The organism is Paenibacillus planticolens (assembly GCF_013141725.1).
Classification (GTDB): Bacteria; Bacillota; Bacilli; order Paenibacillales; family NBRC-103111; genus Paenibacillus_E; species Paenibacillus_E planticolens.
The window spans coordinates 32,811-50,538 of the sequence record NZ_WHNZ01000013.1; the positions used below are offsets into that span (position 1 = coordinate 32,811).

9 protein-coding genes are annotated in these 17,728 nt (G+C 48.1%); all 9 read right to left on the reverse strand.

Going from position 1 to position 17,728, the window contains the following annotated elements:
* Window positions 1-116: 116 nt before the first annotated feature.
* The 9 genes from GC097_RS05200 to isdE all read right to left on the reverse strand — a co-directional run bounded on the left by GC097_RS05200 (window position 117) and on the right by isdE (window position 17,659).
* Window positions 117-2,702, reverse strand: coding sequence for a metallophosphoesterase (locus GC097_RS05200; protein ID WP_171682292.1), 2,586 nt, complete (start codon window positions 2,700-2,702; stop codon window positions 117-119).
* Window positions 2,703-2,705: 3 nt separating this feature from the next.
* Window positions 2,706-3,971: a class I SAM-dependent methyltransferase gene (locus GC097_RS05205; RefSeq protein ID WP_171682293.1), complete on the reverse strand. Its 1,266-nt coding sequence runs from the start codon at window positions 3,969-3,971 to the stop codon at window positions 2,706-2,708.
* A 304-nt stretch (window positions 3,972-4,275) separates the two neighbouring features.
* The gene (locus tag GC097_RS05210) at window positions 4,276-6,363 is read right to left on the reverse strand and encodes a TerD family protein (protein ID WP_171682294.1); all 2,088 of its coding nucleotides are present in this window, start codon (window positions 6,361-6,363) and stop codon (window positions 4,276-4,278) included.
* A gap of 352 nt (window positions 6,364-6,715) precedes the next feature.
* Window positions 6,716-7,057: a DUF805 domain-containing protein gene (locus GC097_RS05215; RefSeq protein WP_171682295.1), complete on the reverse strand. Its 342-nt coding sequence runs from the start codon at window positions 7,055-7,057 to the stop codon at window positions 6,716-6,718.
* Between the two features lie 435 nt (window positions 7,058-7,492).
* Window positions 7,493-13,765, reverse strand: coding sequence for an alpha-amylase family glycosyl hydrolase (locus GC097_RS05220; protein WP_171682296.1), 6,273 nt, complete (start codon window positions 13,763-13,765; stop codon window positions 7,493-7,495).
* Window positions 13,766-14,209: 444 nt separating this feature from the next.
* A complete protein-coding gene (gene srtB / locus GC097_RS05225) occupies window positions 14,210-15,022 on the reverse strand; it encodes a class B sortase (RefSeq protein ID WP_171682450.1) in 813 nt (270 codons plus the stop codon).
* Window positions 14,988-15,758 carry an ABC transporter ATP-binding protein gene (locus GC097_RS05230; protein WP_171682297.1) on the reverse strand — a complete coding sequence of 257 codons (771 nt, stop codon included), beginning with the start codon at window positions 15,756-15,758 and terminating at the stop codon, window positions 14,988-14,990. Before GC097_RS05230 ends, srtB begins: the two co-directional genes overlap by 35 nt.
* On the reverse strand, window positions 15,748-16,731 hold the full coding sequence (locus GC097_RS05235; protein WP_171682298.1) for a FecCD family ABC transporter permease: 984 nt from the start codon (window positions 16,729-16,731) through the stop codon (window positions 15,748-15,750). Before GC097_RS05235 ends, GC097_RS05230 begins: the two co-directional genes overlap by 11 nt.
* A 28-nt stretch (window positions 16,732-16,759) precedes the next feature.
* Entirely contained in the window at window positions 16,760-17,659 is a 900-nt protein-coding gene (isdE, locus tag GC097_RS05240; protein ID WP_171682299.1) for a heme ABC transporter substrate-binding protein IsdE, read from the reverse strand.
* Window positions 17,660-17,728 lie beyond the last annotated feature (69 nt).

Here is a 17,728-nt window from a genome sequence, read left to right on the forward strand (position 1 = left end):
ATGCAAAACTCTTGTCGTCTTCATTTTACAGAATCTTGGTTGAATGTCGATAAAAAATCGCATAAGTCTCTACAAAGATTTGATAAAGTTCGACATTATTCTGGCTGCATCTCAACCTACAACCGAGGATCCATCTCCCTCTCCCCGGCAACCTCAAACAGCAGATTCGCAACAACTTCCTTATACTTGTCATTATCCGGTGCGATCTCGTCGAACCTGATCGAAAGCATTCGGTTCCCCAGACGATATTCATTCATTGAGGTGCGAAGCTTTTGATTTATATTCTTTTGTTTCATCAGCTTCTTGTATTTGTGCGGGAAACGGTAGTCATAGCCGTAAATGATCGACAAATAATCCTTATTTCGAACCTTCATATAAGGTGCTGCATTGGCTTGGATGACTTCAGGCTTGATCACGACGCCTTCCATATGGTTATCCACAGTTAGCCTGGAAAAGTAACACTCAGCCTTGTCATAGCGATCTGGATCGGCAAGATCTAGCAATAGAAACTCATCTTCCGACAAAAAGCTGTACACCTCCGAAGTCTTCCAATCCGGGACGGATTCCTTGCCATTTTCATAAACAATTTTCAACAAAGCAAAAGGCTTGTAGGCAAGCTCACCGTCTTCCGCATAGATCTCAAGTTGTTTTTTGTAAGTTTTGTACGCTTGAACATGCTGTTCCACTGGAACATACGAGCTCAGAATGTCATGGATATTCTTATAGTTTTGATAGATGTGCGCCCCATACTTGTCACTTAGCGCTGTCTTGGATATGTTGTACTGGTCCTTTTCAAACCCGCTTGCCCGATAATCAGTAGTTAACTTGCCCAATGCTTGCTCAAAGCCATTTTGCTGCAGAAAAACCAGTTCGCTCTCCAAAGCTTTCTCGATCGGCTTAAACTGCCTCTGAATCAGTCCATCACCGATCGCTTTCCACGGCAGCAGCTCACCGTCCAGAACGAGCATCGCGATCAGATTCTCTTCCATGTAACCACCAAACTTATGCAGCAGCTTCTCATAGATTTCCGTCAAATCGACCTGGTTAATGCGATAACCATTACGACTGACCGCAAAACACTGATCTATCTCCTTATTCAAGTAAATATTACAGCGTGAACCCATATACTTCGGCTGCAGTACTACCTGTGAAACGCCCCGCTCCGCAAAATAATCCAAGCCGCGACGCAAAGACTCCAAGTCCTGCGCATCCTCATCCTTATCAGCCGGAGACATCGTCCCTGAGATGAAGTTAACCTTATTCCGGGATACGTAATGCAGTCTGCGAATCTCATCCTCATCCAGATCTTGCAGCGACAATTTTCTCTCTTCGTGGAACAAAATCTGCAGCTCCTCCGTCATCACGGCCTGCTCGGACTTCTGTGATTTCATGAACGGCTTATATGAAATACTGACGGAAGTCAGCATATGACCATGTGCACTTCCTGTATCGATATGAATTTTGTTTTTGATCCGGAACGCATTCTTGGCCGCAACGTGTCCGAAAATGTGATACGGATGATTCTTCACCGCTTCATTTCGGAGAAAAACAAGCTGCTCCTCCAATGGTGCACTACGATCGATGCGGAAATTCCGCTGTTGACGAACCGAGTTCGCATCCAGTTTGCCGATATATTTGTTTTTGCACGGGGCATGTGTCACGTAAAAGGATGGATTATTCAAGCCATTCAATCGATAAAACGGCTTAGCGAGCGCCACCAGTTCATTAAACTTCTCAAGAAGCTCCTCATTCTGCGAAAGTACTTGTGTTGAATCGAAGTAGGTATCAAGCAGTTCTTGATCGACCCCGTTGATATCTCCCCGCATGAACTTATAAACAAAATTCTCATGATTCCCCATGACGAACAAGAAATGCTCCTGATTATCGTGCAGAAACTCAACCATTTCTTTCGTTTTCTTCCCCTTATCAATCCAGTCTCCTACAGAGATGACTTTCGTGTTCCGCACTTTATCTGTAACGACTAACTTGTTGTCCTCGATTTTGTAACCATGGCCCAGAAGAAGCGCTTTAAGTTCATCCACACACTCATGGATATCGCCAATGACAATATACTTCATATTTTGCGGAAGAATCGTTGAAAGGTATTCCTCTTGATCTTCAACAACCACTTGGTAGGCAGGGTTCGCCACACCCTCAGTCGCCAAGTAAAAATCCTTATAACGGACTTTATGAATCTGAGAGTAGCCTTCCCGAGAGAGCGAACCCAGCACTTCTTTTCTCAACCGATTAATGTGGCTTGTAATCAGCTTTTTCGAGCGATCCGAGGCATAGTAATCTTCACGCTTGCGGTAATCAAACAGAATAACTTCCAAGTTGTAGTTGTTGGCTTGCGCAATCTGCCGCACCTTGGCTCGGAATTCCTCGGCCAGCCCCGTCGTATCCACAACCACGAATTCCGCGTTGACCGGGAACGATGTGGCCATCTTTAGCTTCTCAAATAACAGATGGAACGCCTGCTCACTCGCCTCCAGCATCACTTGATCATACTTATCGTAGTCATAGCCCAGAACCTCTTGGCGGAGGCTGTCGGAAGATAAATACTGCACGTTTGCTTTTACATTCCTAGACTCATCAGTGAACTTCAATCCAGGAATCAGTACTTCCTTAGCAAAAGTCGTTTTCCCGCACTCGGTCGACCCGATCAGCATGAAAATCGTATGAACTTTGGTTTGAATCTCCATCTCCTACGCCCCCCTTTTCTTAAGAATAACGCCCTGTGTTGTCTGGATGTGATTGACCCCGTCCCCAATGGACACGAATTCATAGTCAAGCTTGGTTTCACGAATGACATCCATCAACCACTGTTGGAACGCGGATTGCCCCATCTCCCACTTATGATCATCATGCCGGAATCCCGACAGTTCATAGAACACATTAAAATCCGAGTTGGGCGTCGTAATGATAAAATTGTCAAAATCAACCTGCTCACAAATGTGCCGAATCAGCTCCTTGGCCTCATCCTCGCTCATATGTTCAATGACTTCCGTCAAAATAATATCGACCTGCTCACCGTTATAAGCCTCCAAGAAACGATCAATCGAGCTGAACGCAACGATATTGTCGATCTCTTTGGACTTGGCTTTCCGGGCAACCGTTTCGAGCAGCTCTTCATTTATATCAATCGCATAGTAGCTGTCTTCAATCTTCGCCGCGAAAGGAATCGCATAGAACCCTTCCCCACAACCAACGTCTAGGATGGACTTGTTAAAAGGGAGCGCGCGAGCAATATAGTTCCTCCGCTGCAGCCCCGTACCTCCATAGTCAAAACGAATATCGTACCGGCTCGTGCTCTCCAGCTTATTTTTGTAATTTCTGAAGCGATCTTTCGAAGACAGGAAATGACGAACAAACAAGCTGCGAATATAAAATGGCGCGTCGATCACATTGATACTCTTGATATATTTATCCAAAATGCTATCCGAAATATCGATAAATTCATTGCCAAACATGGCTAAAAACAAGCACAGCACACTCACGGCATGTATCAGATGATAGAGGCTTCGCCTCGTTGTAATCGTAAGCGAGTAGCTTTTGTGAGCTTGGTGCACGATTTCAAACGTAAAGTCTTTTAAGTACTTTTGGAAAAATTCCACATATCGCACCATTTCAATATGAATCATATTGATATGAAACGTATGCTCATACCCTTCCACATCCCGTTCGTCCTGTGCCTTAAGCGGAGCCGAGAAAAACTCATTAATTGCATTTAACGGAAATAAAGGCGTGTTATAGCGAGAAACATTAAGATATTCAAAATTCTCTTCTACGTTCTGTTTGTAAGAGATTTCATTATCCGCATCCTTGAAATACACATTGAACGTGGAGGCGTCCGTGTACCAGCCATATGCCATACCCTTCCGAATGGATCGGAGCAGTGCGCCGGATTCCGGATTCTTTTTGATGATAAAAGAAAGCTGCGGGTTGGTCGATCTTACTTGGACAATAGCCATCGTTATCTTCCCCTTGGGTATCAAAGTATAAAAAAAGGCCATGGACTCAAGAGTCCATGACCAGGTAAATACAGCTTACACAGAGAAACTAGCCGAAATGACTAGTTGAATCCGAGCACGCAAATACCAGATGAGCCGATGAGAGATGATTGATATATACAGTTATCCACACTGAAATTACTCTGTTCACTATGCTTGGAATTGAATGACTGGAATAAATTCATCTTCATCGTGCTCCTTTCGTTTTCATATTAGATATTGAAATATTAACTGCAACCCCATATATTGTCAACCAGAAAATCCCTCAAGCAATAAACTCAGCCATAATCCTACTAATATCAAAAGGAGTAATCCCCTCACTCACTGCAAACACCGTCTGCGCACTATCGGCATCTTCCACGATTCGACCTCTGGCCACAGCATGAAGCATAAATAAATCATACAAATTCGGCTTAATTAAGGAGGTCATCGCTTGCCCCATCAAGACCATTCCTTTTTGATTTCCCTCTATATTGTTATAAAAGTGAGGGTGCTTTTGCAGCGCTAAGTCGCACCAAATGATCTCCCGTTTCACCAGGTCCAAAATAACCGGAATCGCAATCCTTGTATCTGCAGCAATATCAATGCGATCCATCACTGTCGAAGGTTCAAAAATCTCTCCGGAATTAGGATACTTACGCATCATCCAGCCAGCAAAACATTCAGGCAAATCACAGTAAGGCTGCTCCGTAAAAGAGTTCAGCGAGGCAACAACATAACGTCCGCCATATTTAACGATAGAGGGAATATCCAAATCTATAAACTCGCATGCCCCAAAGGGTGCCGATGTAATATCCCCGCTATGAGCGGCGTTATATTTATTCGAGCGCAGATTCGTGTAGGAGATATGTTCGACATACTGCCAATGCTCATCATACATCACAGCAGAAAGGTCAATATCAACCCTTCCTGTATGTTTTCCGTTAACGTTCCCTTCTTTCCACCATAAGAAAAAGCGGATCGTGTCGCCTGCAGCCATCTCAATCCGGCTGCCACGAACAATCGTACGAAGCGCCTTACTTGCGGATCTTTGTGAAAATGGCATAACATACTGTCGCAATCTTACATCGACATACACATCTCCAAGTGAGGGAAGCTTGGCAAATCGACTGATTAACGTGTTTTTGCATGTTTGTACAATCGTTTCACACGCTGATCCTTCAATGTCAGGAAGGGTATTCGGGATAGCAACTGCTTTGGCAACATTCCCTTTCGGAAAGAACGTCCGCATGTCATGCCTTTCCTGCCTATGGCTAAAATGTGCCATAACTTGCAGCAGCACTGGCGTCGAGACGTTCATAGCTATTGCAGCAAACTTTTCAACAACTGGGGAGAAATCCTCATTGATTCTTAGCAAATGATCCAGCCGTCTAGCGAACTCTCCTGCACGATTTTTCAATAGGTCCGCAGCCAGACTTGTGTCTTGCATACGAAGCGCATGCTCAACCCTGCCACCAAATGTTTCAAAAGGTTTATTATTTCGAAGAATGTCGAAAGCTTCCTTGCAGCCGTTATATTTACTTTTATATTCAGCAGGGTGCAGGATTTCTCCGAGACGGATCCAGCGATTTTTATAGCGCAGCATATCCTCAACCCGGTTTCCGCATTGCTCGAGCAGTTCCAGCAGCAACCGCCTTTCAGGACGCTTAAACTTCCGAAACTTCGTGTTCGTTGCAAGACTTACATCACCATCCGACAGAGCGACAGCTAACCGCAGTACATCGGTTGCCGTTTTCATATATTTTGCGATGTGTTTGATGTTGGCCTTTTCGTATTTGAGCAGCGCACCAATGACAAACCCCACATTTTCTTTCATAGGGATTTCATCCGGCAGCACAGTACTAAGATCGTCAGACGTTGAGATTACCCATTCAATATCTTCCCTGTCCGATTCGGAGATCGAGCCCTTTGCCTCAATGAGATTACGAATAACTCGATCAAAATCTTCCGAGCTTCCTAAATCGATAACTTCCAAATCGACTTGATCCAATAGCGGAAATCTATCCAAGGCTACATGCTCAGGCAACTGAAACGTTAAATAGTGACACATAGCGTTTATGTAAAGCTCTGCCGTGCTAGCCAGCATTACTTGTTTTGGGAAGTCAGGATACATAGGTTTGAAAATAACATTCGCCCCTACGATTGATTTCAAATCTTTTGCAAGCTGATGATATAGCTCGGTAAACATTTCGATAGATAAGGTCTGAAGAACTTCCATAAGCTCTTTAGAAAAAGTAAATCCTAAGTACTCAATATTTTTCATTGCTGTTGCCATGTATGTTAGAGGAAGGCGGCTATGACCAGGATGTACAATGAGCTTCCTATTCCTTCTTAAATAAATGGTATTTCTCATTGCGGCATAACGCCTCCTCTTGGGATTTTAATAAAATCAGGTAACTTGCATCTCTATATCGACCAATGATTTAGAAGGAAGAGATGCAATAGCCTGATTATCTCTTCAGGAAAGCTGCCGCCCTAGATACCTGGGAAGTTGTAGAAGGAAGGGCGGCAATAGCCTGATGTGAGGTTATCATCCCATATTTTGGAGGGGGTGAACATGGCGAAAGTATTACGACTTTGTTATTTTGATTAACACTTTCAATATTTCTAAATAAGTGAATGCTAAATAAACCCCACCTATTTTAGCATGGGGGTTATTACTGTACCCATTAAATCAGGGCAGCAGCTTCGCTTCCTTATACGAATTACTTGGGATTCGGACCGTATTCGTTCTCATTAGGCTCACTATCTTGGCAGTAAAATACGATAAGAATAATAGCGCCAATCAATGGGATTAAACCAAGCAATATCCACCAACCACTTTTCCCCGTATCATGGAGTCTCCGGAATGCAACGGCCAAAGATGGCAAGAGGACGACCAACGAGTAGATGCCAGTTAAAACGGATTTCAGCCCCAATAAGGATTCCAATATGGCAAGGATGATCGAGACTATCACACTGAAGAGAACAAACATCCAGTACTCCGTGCGCCTTGCTCTTCCTGAAAACCCCACGTAATTGTTCAAAACCTTCAAATACCATCCCATGTTAAGTCCTCCTTTTTTCCGCCAGGAATTCCGCCTTGCCCTTATATGTATTTAAATGGGGGTTGTCTTGATGATTAAAAAAATAGGACCGTCGGGGAATTTTCACCCAGACGGCCCTTTTTGTATATCGGTAATCTTGTATTCATGACCACTTCCAGACGCTCCACTCTTCGGCAAGGTAAGATTCGCCTGATTGAGGGAACTCCATTCCCTTATTTCGGTGAAAAGCCGAAATAAAGGCGTCCGTGGGGAACTACAGGGTCTTATTTCGCCTCAATGCTCTATCGAGCTGATCGGAATGGTGCAATAGCGGACCCTAGTTCCCCTCCCATTGCCGAAGAGGCAGTTTCTAGCAAAATAGCGCCCTGTAGTTCCCCTCTTTTCCAGCGAGCATGGAGAATGAAGACTGGAAACTATCACTCAGCAGTCCCGCCATCATTTCCCAGCATGCAGCAAGTTCAGCAGCACCTGAGCACTCTCAGCCCGGGTGGTGATGCCGGCTGGAGCGAACTCACGCTCGCTGCGTCCTTGCATCAGCTTCAGCTGGAGAGCTGACTGCACGAAACTTCGAGCCCAAGGTGCAATGCCGGCCGCGTCGACAAAGCCAACAAGGCTGCCTGCTGCCGTGGCGTTTGTGCCCTTGTGGACGCCATAGGCACGTACGACCATCGCAGCCATTTCCTGACGGGTAATCGGAGCGTCAGGTGCGAATGTCGTACTGTCGCGACCGCCGACGATGCCGTTGCTGTAAGCGGCTGCTACCGCTGCCGAGTACCAAGCGCTGCTTGGCACATCAGAGAACGGAAGCGATGCTTCTCCTTTGGCGGACAGCTTCAACGCACGTACGAGCATAGCTGAGAATTCAGCTCGCGTCACTTCACGCTCGGGTGCAAACGCTGCAAGGGTGACACCTTCCACGACATGCAATGCGGCAAGTTCCTTCACAGCGTTAGCTGCCCAGTGTGCGGCAGGCAGATCATTGAATGATTTGTTGTATTCCAGTACGGCATATTTGCTGAAATGCGATACTTTTGCTTTCAGAACGCCATTTTCCCAAGTACCGCCAATATACGCGAGCTCTCCTGCATCGCTAACATAGTACACGCCGCTCAGTGGAAGATTGGCTCCATCCTGGACGTGGAATAGCAGCGTGACAGGTTGGTCAAAAGTCGGCAGTTTAAATGTTTTGCCGTCTTTCGTTAGGGCTGACAGGGTGAAATCGTACACGGTGCTAACAGGTTTAATGCTGGCTCCTGCCCTCTCGGCTCCCTGTTTAATCAGCTTTTGAGCGGCTTCGACTTCTACGGGGTTCACCGACAGTGAAAGCCCAGCGCCGTCTGAGCTTCCGTCCGGAATCAGGTTAGCCAGCGCTTGGAGCAAGCTGGATGGTACTTCGAGCGAGATGCCGCCTTGTTTAATCTCCAATATCTTGGAGCCTAACAGTTCAGCCGCATTAACCGGGAGTTTCACCTCACGCTCGCCTGAGCTCAGCTCGATGCTTACTTTGCCGTCCTTGCCGCTCTTTAAAGCAGCTTCATCGATCTGTTTCGTCGCTGTGGGCTTAACAACCGGTGTTGTTGCCGGCGTATCACCATCGCCATCGCTACCGCCTCCACCATTAGATGGAGCCGAAGATATACTCAGTATGAGTTCAACCGACTTCCCTCCGAAAGAAGCTGTAATTTTTGCATTTCCTTGCGCTTTCGCTGTAACTAGTCCTTCGTTCATAACGTCTGCAATAGTCGTATTACTGGAAGTGAATTCAACACCTGTCAGAGTCTTCTTAGAATCGTCCGAATATACACCTATCACCTGAAGTTGGCGTGTATCGCCAACCGTGAGAGCCGTGTTCACTTCACTCCAATGCAATTCATTCAATACCGGCTCCTGAGCGCTTCCACCCGATGTCCGCGTAATGTCCAGCGTAAGGGTCTTCGTAGCCTGACCTGCGCGTCCTTTATCTTCATACCATGGAAGAGCCAACGTTTCCGGTGTCGGTTCTATGTGCAATACGAAATGATTCGGTCCCGGTGAAAGCGGAATGGCATTCAACTCGACATTGCCTGCGGCATCCATGCTGTTCGGAGGAATCGGCTGCCCGTTAATGGAGAAGCTGACGCCGTAAGGCACGACTCCTTTCAACTTGAAGCTGCTTTCTTCCGTCGAATACGCAACGTTGCTGCCGTAAGTAATCCGCGGCATAGTCAGAATCATCGGCATGTCGACCCAGCGCAGCACGTAATCGTTCACGACCATCTGATTGCCGCCTTCATTTTTAATCGTCAGCTTCATATTCGTGACGGTCGAACTGTAAGCCCAGTTGCCGTAATCGGCCGTATCGCCCGGCGTCCGCGTGTGGGACGTGAAAGCTTCCGTCTCCCAAGTCCCGCGGGTATACTTGTATTCGATGGATTTGCCGGCCATCATTTTGAAACTGTACTCCACGACGCCGCGATCGGTTGCACCGCTGGGTACATGTAGTTTCGTCGAACTGGCATTCCAGCCATTAAAGCTGCCGGCAATGTTGATATCGTCGCTCGTCGGCGTGTAATCTGGCAAGTGCAAGCGCATCAGCACATCCACCATCACAAGCTTCGGCGTGACGGACTGCTTTTCCGAGAATGAGCGGTTATACGATTGGTCGAATGCCGCCACCTGGTACGTGTACAGCACATCGTTGCTCACGGCATAATCCGTATAGTCGGTGGCCGCAGCGGCAAGCGTAGCGATTTTCTGATAAGTCGCATCCGTAACCGATTGACGGTAAACGTCGAAGCCCGCGATACTGCTATCTGATGCTGTCCACTTCAAATACGAACGGTTCGATTCGACCGCGATAGGAGAAAGGATAGGTGCGGCAGGTGCCGTTGTATCGTTCGGGTCCCCATATACTTCAAGAGCGACCGTGGCAGATTGGGTATAATGTTCCCCGTTGTCCGTCGAAACTTTGGCAAAATAATGGTAAACGCCGGCTTCCGTCGGCTCAAAAGATCCCCAGTACATCTTGCTGCCTGACTGATCACTGTCATAGCGTAATTTCGTATCCTGAGCGGAAGCAGGGTCGGTACCCTCTCTATAGAAGCCAAGTCTCGCCAGCAAATTCGGCGCTTCCTTGCCAGCTAGAGCAGCATCGTCCGTTAGGCCCGGAATATTCACGTTCACCGTGATTCGCCCTGTCATTTTGCCTACGCCTAAATAAACGTTATCCGTTACTGTGCTTGGCGTTCCCAGAGATGCAATCCGGAATGCCGGCGTTGCGGCGACCATGTCGCTGAGGAAACTTTCGCCTGAACCAATGCGTGCCGTCACTGCGTAGTAATATTTCGTTCCGTTTACCACATTGACATCAAGATAGTTGAGGTCAGCGGTGGATCCGACAAGCTGCACGGCTCCGCCTTCAATGGCAGCACGGTAAATTCGATAAGATTCCGCTCCGTTCACACGGTTCCAGGAAAGATTCACTTTCCCCATATCGGCTTGCGCCTGCACGCCAGTTACCTGCGGTACCGCCTGCAGTTCATCATCCGAAACCATCATATAACCGGTTAGTGCCGGGACAGTCAAAGAGATTTTACCCGAAGCGACAACCGCCTTGGCACTTCCATAAAGTTGGTCAGTCAGAGCGAGCCCATCCGGCAGGAACCCGGCCACATCCGCTTCGATCAACTGCGAGGTCGCTCCCCGATTCACGACGAGCAGAGCTCCGCGGGAATCGTTCTTACGCGCATAAGCGATAACGGTTCCTTGCGAATAGACGGCTTTAAGGTCGCCGGTCCGGAACACGGCATTGTCACCACGGACTTTAGCCGCTTTTTGGTAAACGCTCAAAAGATTCTGGTAATCACCTGTTCCGCTGAACGTACCGTCCCCATTCGCCGCAACCCGTTCCCACGGGAAAAAGCGCCGGGAATCCGGATCTTTCGTACCGGTCAAGCCCACTTCATCCCCATAGTAAATCGTAGGAGCACCAGGGTAGCCCATTTGGAAAATGGCCGTCAGTTCCTGGAGCTTTTTCGCATTCGCGCTCGCTTCAGGGGCGATGACGAGATGCTCTTCCTCCCACTCCGGATGGTCGTATTTGGTAATGGAACGCGTCGTATCATGGGAATCCACGAGGTTCATCAGCGCTTCCCAAGCTTCTTTCGGATAATCTTCGCGGATTGATTCCAGCGCCTGATTGAACGCATCGGCATTGCCGCCTAGAAGGAAGCTTTGCAAAGCCCCGCGGAACCGGTAGTTCATAACGGAGTCAAACTGATCGCCAAGCAGAAACTTCGTGGCAACGCCCCACTCTTCGCCGATAATGACCGGCTCATCTATCGCTGTGCCGTTAACATTCGTGCGGCCTGCGGCCGATTTCACAGCTTCGCGGAACTTGCCCCAAGTGCCCGCCGACACATCCGGCGCCACGTCCAGCCGCCATCCGCTCGTGCCCATCCACAACCAGCGTTGGGAGTTCGCAAATTGCATAGCTTTTTGCGCTTCCGCCTCGGTTAATCCAGTCAGACTATGTCCAATGACATTGTCCCGGTAATGGATATTGTTCCACTCATGCTGCCCGGGAAGGGACAAGGTATCAGCCGGCAAATACTCGGTAGGCATCGTTTGCGGGTCTTTGGCATCCATCACCGGCAGCGAATCATAGCCCCACCAAGCATCATATTTATAATGCAGATTATCGTCGTCGCGGTCCTTCACTTTTTCATTCGTCACTGTAAACCAGGAGACATACCTGAAATCGTCTGGCCACTTGTAATTCTGGCCCGTCATCGGGTTGATCTGGCTCGTGAACGAGGCGCGAACAGCAGTTTCGGCCTGCTCTTGCGTCATGGAAGACGCGTTCATCTTATCGTAAACCGCTGCCCAATATTCGTAAGCGCCTATCTCTGGATATTTGCCGTACCGGTCAAAATAAATCGAATCGTCACCGACGTGATTAAACACACCATCGTTAATCACTTTGATTCCAGCCGTACGGGCCGCTTTCGTGAAGTTCTCGAATACTTGGTCCGAGGCTTCCCGGGTTTTGACGTAATCCAAACCGGAAGCCGGATCACCCGGCGTATTGTAAACCGGTTGTCCGAACATTGGATCCAAATGCTTGTAGTCCGTTGCATCATATTTGTGATTGGACGCCGCCCATGAGACGGGGTTCAAATAAACAGCCGTAATGCCCAGCGATTTCAAATAGCCAAGCTTCTGTTCAATCCCTTGAATGTCGCCGCCGTAAAATTCATTCGTCCAAGCCCCATCCGTTTTCGCATCCGGGTAATACGGTTTGTTCTCCGGTTTGGACCGGTCTGGATTCTCAGGCACAACGGAAGTCCCGCCCCAAACCTGAGCCGGTGTGGGATCGTTCGGCACGCCGCCGTCAAAATACTGGAGCTGCTGGCCATTCTTGCTCGTGCCATATTTGGGATCAAGGACACCGCGCGCGCCGTCTACCGTCTTAGCCCGGTTGTTATCCTTCGATCCATCAAAAAATCTGTCCGGGAATATCTGATACACAACCGCATTTTTCATCCAATCGGGTGTTTGGTAATCCGGTGCGTAAACCGTCAGATCATAAGGAACGGCGCCTTCATCCACAACCGATCCTGAACCGCCCCGGAGGCTGTCGTCGCCGTACTCGGCTTTTGACGGACCGTCGACAACAATGAATTTATAGCCCCAAATCCCAACCTTGTCTGCAAAATCTGCCCCCGGCACCGTAACTTCCCAGTATTCCTTGTCGGCTACCGTAGTGACTTTCTTCATCAGGTAGGCTTTGGATAAGCCATCGGGAGCGCTCAATTCCGCCTTTGCCGTCTGCAGGTCGCCCTTTGCCGCTGCGATACGGAGTGTGAGGTCCTGTCCGCCCGCCGGAATGGCGCCGAATGGCTTTTTGTACGTCACCGAACGACTGTCAAAAAAGAGGCTTTCCTTCTTGATTTGACCGTCAAAAGCACCATCTTGTGGCACATAATCATGAGTAAGCGCTTTCGTTTGAGCGGCATTATCAAAGGTAAAAGTGACATCAGTCTCGTCTACCGTTGCAATCTTCACATTGGATCCCGATGCCGTTCCGTAATTCGGCGCATCCCAATTGGGACCGAACACGATTTTGGCTTCATAGCTGCCGACCGGAATATGGCGCTGCAGCTTATACACCGTATTATTAAAAAGATAATCGACGAACATCTGGTTCGCTCCGCCCGGTGACCATTCGGCTTCTCCGAACAAAGGTTGAATGCTGCCTACAAGGCGTGGCTGCTCGTTCGAACCAAGCGCCGGCGTGTACGGCTGGATCCCAGCCACTCCGGGAAGTGAAATCCGCGCCTCGCCTATCTCATCGTTCACATAAAAACGAACCTCCGTCGTTTCTCCCAAGCTGAAGGCAAAGTTATTGCCGCTGTTTGCGTATCCGTCCCAGGAACCGCTTCTGACAATCTTAAATTCATAAGATCCGGCAGGAAGCTCTTTGGACAAAGCATAAAATTCGCCCGCCAAGTGCTTCATTCGGGTATCCGTCGAAGCGTTGTCCCAGCCTTGAAAGCTGCCTGCAACGACCCATTTGCTTTTTCCTCCAGGCTGCTCCGTGAATGGATCCGCTGCCGCAAGTACACGCGTTGAACCTGCGAACAGTCCAGTAAGCAGCTGCACGGTCAGCAAAAGTGCGGATAGTGCAGACAAAAACCGCGTACCTCGTTTTCGATGCCATAAGCCCATCGTTATGTATCCTCCTTAAATTTGGTAAAAAGAGCGCTTTCTTCAAAATATCATAGCATGCCCCTCTAACTACGTGAGTGTATAATATTGACAACCTGCCCGTATCTATGTGACTTGTTTATTTGAAGGAAACGGATTGTAGAGGCACTCGAGATATAAGAAAAACCGTCAGGGAATTCACCCTAACGGTCCTTTTTTGCGATTCTTTACTTTGCCGTGTGGGAACTCTATTCCCTTATTCCGGAAAAAAGCGGAATTTCGAGCGCCCGTGGGGAACTACAGGGTCTTATTTCACCTCAATGCCCTAACGATCTGCTCGGATTGGTGGAATAGCGGACCCTAGTTCCCTTTCCCTTGCCTTAAGGGCTATTTCTAGCAAAATAACGCCCTGTAGTTCCCCCTCCCTCCAGCGGGGCATGGAGACAAGAGGGGCTCGGATCTGCATCATTCCACCAACGGTGTGAGCTTTCCGTGTATGACTAATCTTCCTTCCGTGGAGTCAAGCGTGTAGTCGCAGGTTGACAGGGTAAGAATGGAATCGCTTGCTGTTAACTCTCCGTCAGTCTCATATAACGAGCGGTTCTGAATCGTATGCAGGAACGATGCATATGCAGCGTCATCGGCAAAATCGGTTTGAATATAGTTGAATTCAGTCGTCGTATAGTAAACTGCAAAAATATCCACCCGATAGGATTGATGCAAGCTTTCATATAAGAACGTCCGGTGTGATTGAAAAAACGCCGGGTCCAAATATTTCTTTAAATTCCCGAACATAGAGCCGTCCTTCATCCGGTGGCCATAAATAATGATGTTGCGTTCGTGTACGCTTGCATGATTCCGGAAATCCATGAATAGGCTTCCGGCAGCCACGGGCTCCCTTTCAAAGTTTCTGCCCAAATAGTAATCATTGTCGGATGCCTGAACGACAGGATAATTAATTTGGGTATCGCTGATTTGCAGCCATCCGACCGTATCCGGATTTCGCACAAGCAAACGATCGAATTTGGAGGGCTCCCGGTTCTGTCCTGACGCCAGCGCAAGCTGAGCCATAGGCCACCAACTTCCGGCCTTATATAGTTCCTGCGCCTCCTTCATAACTCTTGCGTTCTCGGAACTGGCCCACACATAGCCAATTAGCCTGCAGGCGCAGCCAATAAATACGACCAAACAGAGAAGTATCACAAGGTTAGACGACAGACTATGACTATTTTTCCTCAGCTTCCTAAATCCCGATAGGCACCATGTATAAACCCGCATCCTGATCATGTTTTACGATGACGTCAACTCCATAAACCGATTTGATCATAGGCTCCGTCATGATTTCATGTGGAGCGCCTTCCATAAACAATTGACCGTTTTTCATGACGATGAGCCGGTCGCTGTAACGAATCGCCTGATTCATATCGTGCAGCACCATGACTATTGTCAAACCTTGATCGACATTCAACTTTTTGATTAACTCCAAGATTTCGATCTGATAATACATATCCAAAAACGTCGTCGGCTCATCCAGAAATAAAATGGACGTGCGCTGAGCAATCGCCATAGCGATCCAGACACGCTGCCTTTCACCGCCCGACAATTGCTGCAGGGTCTTCGTGCGCTTGTCTTGAAGATTCGTGCAAGTCAGCGCCCACTCAATCGCCTCCTCGTCTTCCTCTCTCTCTTGCGTGAATAAAGTTCTATGAGGCAGCCGCCCAAAGCTTGTTAACTTTTCGACTGTTAAGTCGGAAGGAGCCTCATTGCTCTGGTGGACAACGGCCAGCTTCTTGGCCAGCTCTTTCGTTTTATACAGGTTTAGCTCTTTGCCGTCCAGAACGACCTGGCCGGTATGCGGCGCATAATTGTTCGACATCACCCCAAGAAGCGTTGACTTCCCGCAGCCATTGGGACCGATGATCGTCGTAATTTTGCCCATAGCAATTTCACTCGTCACAGATTTCAATTGATCATTCTTCTTATCGTAGGAAAAAGAGATATTGTTAATTTCCACGAATCTTATCACTCTTTCTCAGCATGAATATTAAAAACGGCCCCCCAATAACTGCCATGATAATGGAAGCAGGAATTTCGGAAGGTGCAAGCACCGTGCGCCCCAGCGTATCGGCGGATAAAACTAATAGCGCCCCGCCCAAAGCCGAGAAAGGAATCAAAATCTTATGATCCGATCCTACCAATAGACGAGCGATATGAGGAACCAGCAAGCCGACGAAAGCAATCATCCCGCCAATAGCGGTCGCTACCGCAGCGAGCAAAACCGCAACTACAGAAATAATTAAACGTGCCCGCGTTACCCTGAGCCCCAAATTTTGCGCCGATTTATCCTGAAGTGAAAGCATATTGCACCAAGCATATAAAAAGAAGGATACGACTAAACCGATTGACCCATAGATAAGCATCACATGGACGTCATTCCATGTCTTCATCGTAAAGATCGAAGTAACAGCCTGATTAATGCTGGTCACGGCATAGCTTCCGCGATAATTAAACGACTGTCCCAATCCCGTGAAGGTGGCATTAATGGCGAGACCTACTAAGATAATGCGGATCGGACTCAGACCGGATTTCCAGGAAAAGGAATAGACCAAGAAGCAGGCCAGCGCTCCTCCAAAAAAAGCAAACACCGGCAGCCAATAAAACAACTGCGGAAACAGCGTAACGAACAGCAGCGAAACGACACCCGCTCCAGAGGATATGCCGATTACCCCGGCGTCAGCGAGCGGGTTTCTCATCACAGCCTGCAGCAGAACGCCGGAAACGGCTAGTGTCGCTCCAACGAATAGAGCCACAATAATTCGCGGCAAGCGCAAATCCTTAATAATCTCTACTTTCTTGTTTGTCCCCATAAAAAGACCTTGTATAAATTCAAGACTGCCAACCTTGATACTACCTGAGGTTACGGACACTAACGTTACGATGAGAAGCAGGAGGATAACGACTACCAAGCTCCATCCGATTTTATTCATGTATTCTCGTCCTTTGTTCATCCCTATTTTATGGATACAGCATCTTCACAAGCTCATCCAAGGCTTCCGTAGCGGCAAGATTGCCCGTTGTTCCGAACAAATCCTCCTGCAAATCATAAACCCGGTTATGCTGAACCGCCTCGAAATGCTTCCATATATCATTTTTCTGGAATTCCTTATCGAACATTTTGATGACTTCATCCGGCAGCCCATGAGCCGCTCGTAAAATAATGTCCGGGTTCGCCTGCTGCAAATATTCGGTGTTCGATGCCAAATATTCAACTTTCTGTCCTTGCACCACATTAATACCGCCTGCCCGCTTAACAAGATCTCCGATATAGGAGTTCTCCGTCGCCACCAGATAGCTTCCCGGCACTCCCAGCAAAATGAGCACGCTTGGCTGCTTCTTGCCAGCAATCTTCTGATCGATTTCCTTTTGCTTGTCATTGTACTTAGCGACGATCGCCTGAGCCTGCTTCTGACGATTGTATTTATCGCCGAGCGTGATAATTTCTTTGTTCATTTTGTCCAGACTTGTGAGATTAAGAAAAGTCGCCTGGACAGCGGCATTTTTGAATACCGGCGCCAAATCATATTCTAATGTCGTCACCGACAGCACTTCTGTCGGATCCAATGATTTCACAACCTCCATATTCGGACTCATCGGATTCCCGACTTTGGGCACCCCGTCATAACGCTTGGGAAGCTCCTTCGAGCTAGTAGGAACGCCAGCCAACTCCATCTCCAAAGCGTCCATTATTTGTGCGGCCGCAACCGTAGTCGCAATAACGCGCTTATCGCTCTGCACGTCGGCAGCCGGAGCTGCTGTCTGAGAGGCAGCAGCGTTGTCCGAAGCCGTTCCCGACGAGCAGCCCGCTGTCATGACCAACATAGCGGCAAGCAGCATCGCTCCCATTCTTTTATTCATGCCCGATTCTACGTCCTTCCCCTTAAAAATTACAGAGGACACCAGTAACCTGGTATCCCCTTTCTTTCT